Origin of the sequence: Rhodocytophaga rosea (assembly GCF_010119975.1) — a bacterium.
GTDB classification, from domain to species: Bacteria; Bacteroidota; Bacteroidia; order Cytophagales; family 172606-1; genus Rhodocytophaga; species Rhodocytophaga rosea.
This window is the reverse complement of the sequence record NZ_CP048222.1, coordinates 4717570-4730148: the sequence shown is the minus strand read 5'-3', so window position 1 is coordinate 4730148 and position 12579 is coordinate 4717570. Positions and strand designations below refer to the sequence as shown.

10 protein-coding genes are annotated in these 12579 nt (G+C 29.7%); 2 read left to right on the top strand and 8 right to left on the bottom strand.

Annotated elements, in window-relative coordinates; translation table 11 throughout:
• Positions 1-678 precede the first annotated feature (678 nt).
• Entirely contained in the window at positions 679-2247 is a 1569-nt protein-coding gene (locus GXP67_RS19590; RefSeq protein ID WP_162444692.1) for a tetratricopeptide repeat protein, read from the top strand.
• Positions 2248-2415: 168 nt separating this feature from the next.
• Positions 2416-3159 carry an FRG domain-containing protein gene (locus tag GXP67_RS19585; RefSeq protein WP_162444691.1) on the top strand — a complete coding sequence of 248 codons (744 nt, stop codon included), beginning with the start codon at positions 2416-2418 and terminating at the stop codon, positions 3157-3159.
• Positions 3160-3435: 276 nt separating this feature from the next.
• On the opposite strand, the gene GXP67_RS38315 is transcribed toward GXP67_RS19585, so the two are convergent.
• From GXP67_RS38315 to GXP67_RS19550, 8 genes are all read right to left on the bottom strand, one after another.
• Complete coding sequence (locus GXP67_RS38315; RefSeq protein ID WP_394351942.1) at positions 3436-3660, bottom strand: DUF3592 domain-containing protein; 225 nt, start codon at positions 3658-3660, stop codon at positions 3436-3438.
• Positions 3661-4031: 371 nt separating this feature from the next.
• Positions 4032-5321 carry a DUF4238 domain-containing protein gene (locus GXP67_RS19575; protein WP_162444690.1) on the bottom strand — a complete coding sequence of 430 codons (1290 nt, stop codon included), beginning with the start codon at positions 5319-5321 and terminating at the stop codon, positions 4032-4034.
• Between the two features lie 149 nt (positions 5322-5470).
• Positions 5471-5629 (bottom strand): hypothetical protein, encoded by a 159-nt coding sequence (locus tag GXP67_RS38310; protein WP_394351941.1) that lies wholly within the window; start codon positions 5627-5629, stop codon positions 5471-5473.
• Between the two features lie 104 nt (positions 5630-5733).
• Complete coding sequence (locus GXP67_RS19570; RefSeq protein WP_162444689.1) at positions 5734-6465, bottom strand: hypothetical protein; 732 nt, start codon at positions 6463-6465, stop codon at positions 5734-5736.
• A gap of 88 nt (positions 6466-6553) precedes the next feature.
• On the bottom strand, positions 6554-8422 hold the full coding sequence (locus tag GXP67_RS19565; protein WP_162444688.1) for a hypothetical protein: 1869 nt from the start codon (positions 8420-8422) through the stop codon (positions 6554-6556).
• A 397-nt stretch (positions 8423-8819) separates the two neighbouring features.
• Positions 8820-9908 carry a hypothetical protein gene (locus GXP67_RS19560; protein ID WP_162444687.1) on the bottom strand — a complete coding sequence of 363 codons (1089 nt, stop codon included), beginning with the start codon at positions 9906-9908 and terminating at the stop codon, positions 8820-8822.
• A 1-nt stretch (position 9909) separates the two neighbouring features.
• Positions 9910-10707 carry a hypothetical protein gene (locus tag GXP67_RS19555; RefSeq protein WP_162444686.1) on the bottom strand — a complete coding sequence of 266 codons (798 nt, stop codon included), beginning with the start codon at positions 10705-10707 and terminating at the stop codon, positions 9910-9912.
• A 266-nt stretch (positions 10708-10973) separates the two neighbouring features.
• A complete protein-coding gene (locus GXP67_RS19550; RefSeq protein WP_162444685.1) occupies positions 10974-12398 on the bottom strand; it encodes a hypothetical protein in 1425 nt (474 codons plus the stop codon).
• Positions 12399-12579 lie beyond the last annotated feature (181 nt).

Here is a 12579-nt window from a genome sequence, read left to right as displayed (position 1 = left end):
TGTATATGCAATAATGGAAATGCTTATGCTTATAGCTCCAGATTGTATTCTTATCCAAGTGACCTTAAGCAAATTCAAAGGTTGATTGAGTGGATATATACTGCGAATCAGATCACTTCTGGAGAATTACAACCCAGAGGCACATCTTGAATTATGCCTGTGCTTGAACACCGCTTTATACTAATTGATGTTGCAGGTAATCCAATTTTGTCTATGTATGGAAATGATATTTTGTATTAGGCAGACAATTTGAGCAAGCTATTGGCAAATGAGTTAGTTGATAATATTATAACATTTCCCATTATGAAAATAATCCTGGCGATCATCCTCATATAGAGTTTTGGCTTGCTGATGAAAATAAATGAGGCGCTCAGAGGCAGGCTAGAGCAATCAAAATACTGTCCATAGTCAATCTGACATAATGAACCTTAGCGCAATAATCGAAGTAGAAACATGTTTGATGGATTGCGTGCTGAAATTAAGTAATACAATGGTGCCATCATATAAAGTATGAATGATTTTACACCACCATAAACTACCAGAAAAATAAAAATAAGGCTCTAAGGAAGATACCAACTAGTAGTATGGGCAAGAACCCTGAGAACTGGAAATGCAGGGACTATTTATGGATTTTTTTTAAAGAGAGGTTACATAGTAGCACTGAAAAACACTTCTTACATGGAAAATTTCTCTTCAATTGAAAATATTTTAAATGAACTGTCTAAAAAAGACAATAAGCTTGTAATTTTTTGTGGTGCTGGAATATCAATAAATTCTGGACTCCCTGCTGCTATTCCATTGCTTAACCAAATATTAGAACATCTTGAGGTAGATTTAGAAGATAAAGAAAAATTAATTAAACCTGATTGGACTTTAGCAATGCCATTCGAGATGTTTTTTGAGATATTCCTGGAGAATAGTAAAGATTTTCAAATTCTAGATGTATTTAAAGACGGAAAACCATCAACTAATCATTGGTTTATTTTGAAGTGTCATCAACATAACTTGATGAATGAAATTTATACTACAAATTTTGACTTACTTATTGAAAAAGCTTTTGAAATTAATAAAACAGATTTACTTGTTTTTAAGAACGAAAAATCATTTCCTGCGATTGATATAGCTTCAGTTAAATGTAGGCTTGTCAAAGTTCATGGAAGTATTGATGATATTGAATCAATTCGTACAACATTAACAACCATTACAAATAAAAATTTAACTAAAGAAAGGGGAAAAGTCTTAGATAATATTTTTTCAACTAAAGAAGTTGATAGGCGAATTTTAATATTAGGTTATAGTTGCTCAGATATATTTGATATTGTTCCTAAAATCGAAAAAATATTTGATCCAAAAGTGAATGTTTATCTTATTGAATACGATAAATCCATAGATAGAAAGGAAAAGGTAATTATTGAGGACATATGTCAGAAGAAAGAAAATAATCCATTCAAAAGATATAAAGGGCAAAGAATCAAAGTAAATACAGATTTATTTGTAAAATGGTTGTGGAATAAAATTGATTCTGATTATACAAGCACTTCAGATTTTAATGAAAACTGGAAACATCATATTGATAAATGGATTAAGGCTTTTAACTCCCGTTATCTAATGTTTACAATAATTGGACAATTATTTTATAGGATATCCAATTATGATATTGCATTGAAGTATCATCAAAAAGCTTTATATGCAAATGAGGAAAATAAAAAAAATGAAGGTGCATCTTATTCTAATATAGGACTCATTTATCATGCTTTAAAAGATTATAAGAAAGCAATAGAATATTTTGAAAAAGCATTGAATATATTTAGCGAAATAGACTTTTACTTTGGTATTGCAGCAGCAAATACAAACTTAGGCTACTCTTATATTTATTTATCAGATAGAATAAGGGCAATAAAATATCTCAAAAAATCTCTACAGGTATCAAGAAAGAAAGAATTTAGAGAAAAGAAACTTTGCGAATCTGATACCCTTTGCAATTTAGGAGAATTGTATGAAAAAGAAGCTGAGTATTATAATGCTATTCATTATTATACTTTAGCACTTGATATTGATAAACAAGGCAATAAAGCAGGAGAAGCACAAACATTATCAGATTTAGGAAGAGTATATAAATTAATGGGAAATTTAAGTAGTTCATTAAAAATGTTTAAATCTTCAAATGATATTGCTTTTAAAGTTGGACTTCAATCACTTTTGGAATATACAAATCAACAGATTGAAGAGATTAAGATAAAATTATAACATATATGATTAAGATGAAAAGATATGTAAATAATCCAAGCTTGGCAATAAATAATGGATCAGAGTGACCAGTCACAAACAACAATAATAATTTTATATTAGTAATGATGAAGATCTTCTGTAACAATAAATGTGCCTTTACATACGTAATAAGCTGATTTAGATCATATGGATATATCAATTAAAAATATTGCTGAACTAACTGACTATCTAAAAAATCTTATTTCTGAAACAAATAGAAAATGGTGGTTTCGCGGACACGCAGATGAATCATGGAAATTGCAGCCAAGCCTATGGAGAGACTATTCCAAAGTATCAGAGGCTTCTATGACACGAGAATTTTTATTCCAAGCTAGAACTAGAACTAGTTCTTATCCAGGAAATGATGATACAGCGGGTTGGATTTCGTTGATGCAACATCATGGATTACCTACTCGACTTTTAGACTGGTCAAAATCACCACTTATTGCTCTATATTTTGCAACGAATAATTATCACAGACACACCAAAAATATCTCGGATAAGAACGCATGTATTTGGTTGATTTCTCCTGGAGATTTAAACAAATATTTTGGACATGAATCGTGGCTTTATCCATTAGATAGTAACTTATCATTAAAATTAATTAACCAAGCATTTTATGCAGATCAGAATGAGAATCTGGGTATTCTTGCTGCCTCTGCAATTGAAACACATAAGAGAATGATTATGCAGCAAAGTGCTTTTACAATACATTCTGATAAACAGCCATTAGAAAGTTTTAAACAAAATAGTAATTGGCTTAGAAAAATAACAATACCTCAACAATATTTAGCTGAAATTGCATTGGAACTTGAATTACTAGGCATAAGACTTTCAAGTATTTTTCCTGACTTGGATAACTTATCAAAAGAGATAAAATCTCGGCACTAAAAGAGAAATATTTTGCAAGGAAATAATAAGTCTAGCTAAGCAGTAGAGCATTTTAGAAGAAACAAACTTAACAGAGCAAATTCTATCACTACTAGAATAGAAGACAAAATGGAAAACTGGTTTTCATTCCTGGTAGCAAAGGCTAGGAAGCAGAGTAATCGGTGATGTTGTGTTGCTTTACAATGTTTCCAATGAAAATAAGCTAGTAATTATTCCTATCAAGATAAATATAAACGCTTAGCCTAATGGCTCATAGAGTAAATCCTGGTTATAATATCACAGAGTGATTTCTTGAGGGTTATCAGGATTGTATAATATATCCACTTCATCTCCTTTTCCATAGTTAGATACCCATCGGCTTAATCCTAGGAAATTTTCGTAATTAAATTTTATTGATGACGCATTTTCAATGCCATCAATTTGATATTTACAGGCTAGAATCTGCAATAAATTTGAATTAACATCACCTTTCGGTTCTCGCTCCTGTTTATTATCGACCACCTCTCCAACTACAGGGAGCCAATTTTGAATTGTATTGCTCTTTTTTCTGCCCTTTATAACCTAGTATAGTTGCAGACCAGCTAGGCAGAAGCAAATAAAGCCAATCACTATCCCCATTGCTGTATTCCGCTTTTTATTATACTATTACCTTTCCTATCACTAGGTCATTACTTATTTATCCATCTGTCTTCAAAAAGTAGTGCTTTTATCTTCCCAAATCTCCAGGCATTTTATTAGTTTGCTCTTCGAAGTTCTTTTCTATATGCTTTGAAAGTTTTAGATGCCTTGCATAACGATTAGTATAAGAGCAGTAGCTATAGATGTCTTTTAGTTTTGTGGGACTATCGCTTTTTAAAGTGTTGGGAATAGTTTTATTTTGCTCTTCTATAATTCATTTTTCCTGGTGCAATAATAAATTGGTCTGACTTTTCAATTATTTCTTCTTTAACCAAATTACCATATTCATCTTCTGTCAGTACTTCTTCCGCTTTATAAACTCCTCTGTTTTTTAACTTTCGTAACGTTGATTCTTTTTCAGAAACTTGATGATAAAAATACACTAAATATTTCTTTGATAAGGGGAAATATACTTCGGTATCCTTACTAAACCATCCCATCTTTCCCTTTTCCTGATTCGCTCTAAAATTTACTGGGTTGTCTGAGGTAAAAAATTCTTTTCCTTCTGGTGCCTCAATAACAACTAAGTCAAATGATTTTAGATGGTCAAATATATAGTTTAAGAAATGTAATAAAGCTTGGTTTAGTTTGCTTTGTGTCACTTCCCCTTCACTTATAACTTTGTAGAAATGCTTTTTCTTTAACTCTTGCAGTTCTTCAAAGGAACTTGCATAAACGCTAAACGCAATATCCAAAAAATTTTCTTTATAAGGGCTATTTAACATCCCACTAACAATATCCCTCCAATAATCCGAGCGAACCATTAAATTAGGTGTTAGTTGAACAATTATTTCCCAACATTTATCAGGAATGACAGAATTATTTGAAATGTCATCAAGCATTTCGTGATATAGGTTCTCTATATCTGCATTCAATGTTTCAAATATTCTTGGTAATCTGTCATCTTCGCTTTCAATATCAAATACATTAGTTACCGCTGTAAAGCTTCCAATACTTTTTTGTCTTGAAAATTTTTCTCCTCTTTGTAAAATTGAAACTTTCCATTGATCTCCATCCAAATACCCAAATTGCTTTAAGTACACTTGTGGCAACTTATGCTGTGATTGATTTGGAGGATATTTTAAGACTATAAATTCACTAAAAACTTTATGTGTATCTTCAAAGGTCGTATTTATTCTTTTTTTGAAATTATCAGTAAGCAGCTTTAGAACTTGATAAATTTTCACTTTATCTATTGAGGTTACCAAGACTATTGGGTAAGCTTCAGAATCAATTGTTACTAACTCAACAAGCATATCTCCAGCTATCCTTATTTTGTGTATTTCACCATAACTTATTTTTATCTTTGTATTTCTATTCGGGAAATAAATACTTGAATCTGTAAAAAGCAAAGCTTCATACTCTCCCTGAAATACAAAAAGAACATTTTCTTTATTAGAAATTGATTCAATATTAGCATCAATCCAATCAAATTGCTCCTTCGGGATTACTTCATCTTTTCTTTCGTAAAAGTTGTATTTCATTTTTTCTAAATTACTACTAATGTGTCAAAGCTTCTCGCATACTAGTTCCTTTGAGATATAGTCATTTGCTGAGACACCGCTAGTTGGCATCGAAACTAGTTTTAGGCGTATGTTCTTTCTTATCTATTTAAGTTATAATAGATAACCGTTTATTTGTTAAATTCTAACTCTATAAGGATGAATACGCCTACTAAGATAAACAATAAGATAGGTTGCATTTTAAATTGAGTAAATAACCCAATACTAACCCCAGCAAGCAAAGTGACTACCCCAATCAGTATTATTCTATTGCCTATAAATCTGCTCAATCCTTCCTCTATCTTTTTAACTTCACGATTAGCTTCTTCTCTGCACAGGTTTAAATTGTACTGATACTCTACTAATAAAGTAACAATGCGATTTTTAGCTGTTATTAATTTATTTTATTCAGTAGTTCTTCAACTTGTTTTAATGTTAGGGGACTAGCCTTTGGAATTTTAGAAACTAAGCCTTGTATTTCTTCCTTGCGGGTCACTAATAAACTTCTAGAAAAATTTGAAATAACAATAATCGTATTATACACACCATTATCACAATCCGAAGCAGTTTCCTTATTTGTTAAACAATTACCTGCCTTAGCTAACAATTCAGATAACATTTCATTATCTGTAGTCCAGTTTGTTGAGATCTCACTAGCAGCAATCAGTCTATTTTGTTTTTGTGAAGAAAATAAGTTTGAAACTAGGTCTTGTCTTTTACCCTTTAATGCGTCTATCGCAAATTTTTTAGCATTTCCATTGCTTGTTTTAGCTATAATTTCAACAATTTTTTTTCCTGGCGTGGGAGCAGCATAAAGTATTGCTTCGATTGCTATGTTCCTAATAGAAGTATCTTTATCTGCAAGATGTTGCATAAAGTCTTTTATTAACTCAGATTGTCCAACACTTGAATTTATTAATGCCACTTGTAATTGGTTCTCATTATTATTTTTTTCGATTTCTAACTGGTTTTTGTTGTGTTGATCAGTGAAGTACCAGCCTGCTAAAGCAATAATAATAGGTATTAATATTGGGGTTAAAACTTGCAACTTTTCCCAATAGTCTTTTTCTTTTAAGGAAAGTTGCTTTTCAATTTTATCAAGTCTATCAAACAGCTCTTTATCCATGATATAGTAATTAAATCTTATTCTAACATACCATATATGCCTAATTAGTTAAAGAAGTTCAGTATTGGCTGTTAAAATTTATCATACATTACTCATTAGAAGAGTAATGTATGATAAATTTTATATACCTATAGTTCCAGTTGTCATCTTCAGATTTTCTTGAAGTTGTTCTAGCAAAACACCTTATCGATCTTTCTGGTACAATATCATTTTTGATAAGGTAATCTTTTGCTAGCAAGGTCCTCAATACAGCGAGGTCAGTATTGTCTATTGGCTTTCCTATTGTATATGGGAAACTTATTTCTTGACCATCATTATCAATTAGATAACAATCATCTGCTAAATCATAAGGATATGTATACTTGAGTGTTTTTAATAATGGGTATCCATCAGATGAACCAATAATATCGACTCTTTCTATTATCTTATTTTGCTTAAATAATTGAATTGAATCGCCTAGCATTTTCAACAAATCTACATTGTAATATTCTCCACGATTTAAAGGTTCTTCAGCCAATGAAAATACTTTAGTATAACTGACAACTGTATCACCTAAATTCGAATCATTGGTTTCTTGTATATCATCTTCTAAGGAAAGAGTAATTGGCTTAGACTTACTATTAATTCGTACAGGAAGGTGTGACAATTTTTTAATACCAGTTAAATATGTTCGTTTTATTAATTCTACTTTGTATGTAATTATATTTTGAGTAATAGAATCAAATGGCATTTTATATAGAGTAAATATACCTTGTGTAGACACTGTATCATTATTAGAAAAGTTTGAATATATGTTTATCAACCTTCTATTTAATGATCCATCATAGCTAATATTTATTTGTATTAAAGATGGATCTAAAATATTCTTATTTGTCAAGTCTAATACAACATCATATGATTTATCATCACAACTAACAAGAATTTGGGATAAATCATAAGTATTATCACTACGGAGAGAACCGACATTAATATTTGGACCATTTGCTAATAAAGATTTAAATGCTATATTAAATGAAATAGTATCATTCTTATTCGTTAAATTATTGAAATCAGCATTAATTTTTACAGTTCGCCTATCATTTTCACAAGCTTCTAACTTCCATATACCAGCCCATTTATTTAATAATTTTTCATTTTCCTTATTTAATTTCTTTTTTTTATTTTTTACACTAGAATTTAATTTAATTGTATTATTAAATTCCTCTATTTTGGTTTTAATATGATTTATTCGAATAACTTCCTCTCCTTTCTCTCCTTTTTTATACATTCCAATAATTCCACAATTATATAAGATTGGGGCACCTGAAGTTCCTTCTATCAAATTATTTACTTTATCAATACCAAAAGCATGATCTTTATTAGTTGATAAGTTAGCTACTAAAAACTCTGCTTCTGTTGGAAAATAAAGATCTTCACCATTATATGTGATATATTGTAAACTATTACCTTCTTTTAAAATATCACTATTTACATATGAAGGTCTTCTCCAATTATAATTAGAAGGTTTTCTTACCGAAAATACTGCTGCATCATAATATTGAAATTTATCATCACCATTATAAAAGTCTATATCTTTATCATGTAATTTGATTATTTCACTAGGTGAGAGGTTCCATTTTGATTTCTTTTTTTTCCCATTTGGAAAAATCACTGATATTTTTTTTTCAAACATTTCTTTTAGATCTTGATCCAAATACCCTTTTACGATTTCTTCTGATTTTAAATCTTTTTGCTTCATAACAACATGATAAGGAGTCAATATATATAGGCGATCAACTCCATTATATTTACCTTCTCCAATTATAATTCCTGCACCTGCTTCACTATCCCCTGCTAATACATTTACAACCGAGTTATGCAAACTGATTTTATCTTGTGCTTTTAAGTTTACAGTTAGAAATAATGAGCATCCTATACAATATTGTAAGATGAGCTTTAAAGTAGATTTAATTTCCATATTAAAGTAATCTAAATTATAAGTTTAGTAAGTGGTAATTTTTGTAGCTAATGACTTATACTATTATTTAATATCTTAAAAGCATGTCGAAACAGTACAGTTTTAATATGATTGAAAACTAGAAAGGTGGTAGGTGAATGAATAAGATATTATAACCTTAAGTATTATTTAATGCGTCTTTATATTATATAAAGGATTCCTTTTGATGGATAAAAATTGTTATTGAAACAATTAGGGATTTTATACTTAAAACTAAAGCCAGGTTGACTGTAAAGATATACTTGCTATCCTTGAGGTTTACGAAAGATACAAAGGTCTTATTTTTCATTCATTTGCTTCAAAAACACAAATCTTTTGGGTCGTTTAATAAATCCTAAACAGCTTCATTAGTATAATTTTAACTTTTAATAATAAATACATCAAATATTTTTAAAGCCAGACCTATCAAGAAAGCTATTGCAGTATAGTTGAAAAAGACTGTTTTATCATGAAAAAAAAAGTCCAATCTTGAAGGCATCAAATCAACTGCTTCAATTCCAACATATTTTTTTATTTCGGAAAATTCACCTTCAAAATTTACTACAATCTTTTCTGCTGTTGCCTTGATTTCAAACTGCTTAACATTTACAGGAGATAACTTTAGAGAATCGCCATTCAAAAAAGTGTAATCAAATGGATATTGGCTAAAATTAATTTTTCCACTATTAACTGAACTTTCAGGATGTTCACCGTCAATAGTATTAATAAAATTAAAATCTTGGACACTTAAATCTTCAAACTTCCATTCTTTATTTGATGATTTTTTATATATATCTAGATAAGAATCATTATAAGAGCTATCTGTTACTAACCATGAAAACTCAATATGTTCATCACTTTCTAGATTAATACTTTCGTTATTATCTGTATCACTCAAATTTGCATGTATAGCACTATTTGGGAAAAAAGCGTTGCCTTCCATGTTACCCTTATGGATAAACAATATAATTTGTTTATTGTCCTTAGCTAAGGATATTTTCGAATTTTGTTTTATAACAATGCCATAAAAATTAATAGAATCACTATTTACTTCAAAGGTTATATCATTAATAGGACTATTAAATACTTTATTTTGAAACTCGAGTTTAGTTACACCACTAAATATTAGATTATTACCAATACCATCTATATTATCTAAAATATAATCTTTATTAGGTTTGAAATGAATACTGTTTACTTCAAATACGCCTTTAATATAAGCAGTTTCTTGTTTCGCAGTTAGCAGTGACAAAACTACTATTACACTTATTATAACTACTAACCAAGTAAATAAGGATCTGTATCTTTTATATAATACCGCCTCCTTAATATTTCTTAACTCATTTAATATTTTTATTTTTTCAATTTTATTAAGATGAGATTTATCTAATTCACCTTCAGTGGTGTAATTTGTAATAATTTCATTTTCCACATCATTTAACCATTTTACTAAGTCTGTTTTTTTCATATTATATAGTGGAAAATACAATCGGAACTTTAATTTTTTCAGGACCTAGATTTGAATAAGCAATAATATTAATACAGACGATTCTATTATTTTTCCAATCACTTTGTATTTTTATAATTATAGGTTTGCCTCTATTAATTGATTCAACACTTTTCTTTTTTGTATATATTGGACTTCCATCATCTTTATAAACTTTATACTCTATTTGCTTTATATCTCTAACTGTTCTAATGTACAACTGCAAATCACCATCATATTTTTTATTAAGGACTATTGGTACATAAAAAATATCTTCACTTGATACTCTTTCGAATACATTACGATAGCCAGTATTTGATAGCCAACCATATATTTTAATTTGGTTGCTAGTAAAGCCAGAAGGAATCAAATACTTAGAAATATCCCAAAGAAAACTATTTCCATTGCTAATCTCTGCGTCCAATCTGTAATTATGTTTATCACCGACTGACACATTTGCCGCTCTAATCTTTATCTGATTAGGTACCCCAATATCTGGTAAAATTTCAATGTTTGTATTTTTCTCATTTATAAGTAAGTCACCTCTATATAAACCTACAACACTTAGTCCACCTCTTGCACGATAATTATATATACCTTCACAAGCATTTTCCCGTGTTGAATATGGAAAACTTTTTGCAGTTGCGTCTTCCTTAATATTAGCGATATCTAATTGGTCGCATAGAGCATAATTTTTTTTATCAGTGAAATTGTTCTTCAGAAAAAAATTTCCAGTTAGAAAGCCAAAATAAATAAGTAGATATAATACTAGTGCTTTCATATTCATTTCGATATTCTGCTTGACAATAAATATGTTAAGAAATAATAAAAGAAATAAAATAATGACTTATCTTCTAGAAGATAGGATAGATAATATAGGATAAGTTGATTACTTCACTAATAACAAAGCAATTATAATTAAGATACTAATAGGAGATGGAAAATCAGTACATTTTAACTGATACTTGGTATACATTATAAATATTTGCTATATTAAGAAAATAGCTATATGTTGTCAATACCTAAAAATAGGTATTTTTAAAGTGTTTAATCATTTTCAAACATTTTTACCTTGTCTTCTTTTTGTTTGCGGATGTAGACATTGATTACATCTATATCTTTATTTCCAACCATTGCCATTATCTTCTCTTTACGCCAACCCCATATATAATACCAATGCCAGATTGCTGAACGCCTTAGCGTTCTTGTAGTGAAGAGTTCATAACGGTATTTAGTACCATTAAAAACTTTCTTTCCGTGTTTAATTTTATAAATTGGTTTAGACTTTTGATGTATACCCCACTTTTCATATAAACGCTTTAAAAGCAATTTTCCTACGCGATTAACCTCAACATCAGTACACAACTTTAGATTATATTGATATTCTTCTAAAAGAGTAATTATACGATTCTTTGGATCTCTCCAAGTAGGTAAAAAATATTCAGAGTCATTTTTATCTGTCTCACCAGTTAAATAAATTTTATCTCCATGGGGCTCAAGTACTAGTCCATTTTTTAGAGCTTCATTTATTCTTAATCCAGTTAGCCAAACAAATACCATCAAATCCAAAACTTTACGCTCCCTATCAGTGACTGAATTTCGTTCATTCCATATCATATCTATTTCATCCTCCTTTATGATAATAAAGTCATCTAATACAGGTCTGGTACGCTTAAAAGCTTTATAATCATCAGATATAGATTTCTTCATGGTCATTTGAGAATATTTAAGCCAAGTCTTTAGCATTTTTACCATTTTGCCCCAATTGCCATCTCCATATTTACGTTCTTCATAACAGTAAACCTTAAAAACTTCAAATAAATCCTCATTAAGATTGTGCCAACACATAACTAAACCTCTGGAAGCGGCTTTCTTATAGTAATCTGATTCTAAAAAATCAAATAATAATATGTTCTTTAACTGTGGGTAATTACGTAGACTTTGAGGTTTTACTTTTGTTGAATATCTTCTTAGAAATTCATCAAAAGAATCACGTAAATCTTTTAAAGATTCAAGGTTCGAATCCTTCACAGAATAGTATGGCGATGCTTTCAATTCAGCTTGTTCAGCTTTTAGTTGATTTATCTGTTCCTCTTTTTCCTCTACTTCTAGTGAAGTTATAACCCTCATTCCCTTTGTACCTATTGCAGCCAATTCTTCATTTTGTTTTCTTTCTTCATCTTGTTGTATTTCGAAGTTGTACATTTCTTTTACAAGCTTAACATCAGCATCAGGGTATTTAGATAAAATCCTTTTAAGCCTAGCCTCAATTTCATCAATATGCTTATTTACTGCTACCCATTCTGGAACTGATCGTTTCACTCTAAACCTTGCATAATCAACATCTTCCTCCCTTAGGGAAATATTCACGGAAATAGGAAAGTTGTCTTTACCTCTAACATACCTAACCTGAAGAGGTGATTCTCCTTTTTTGTTTTTATAAGAAGCTAAAACAAGTTTGACTGTTGCCATATTTTAATATTTAGTACTTTACCAATATGCTAAAATATAAAATTTTTACTCTCTTTTTACTCGTTTTTATTATTTTCATCCCTAAATATCTTAATTTAAGGGCTTTATTTTTTAGTTTGAGTCCCAGCGGGATCACAAAATAGTTTCAAAGTTTTTCAAACCGCTTCTAAACGAAATTAGA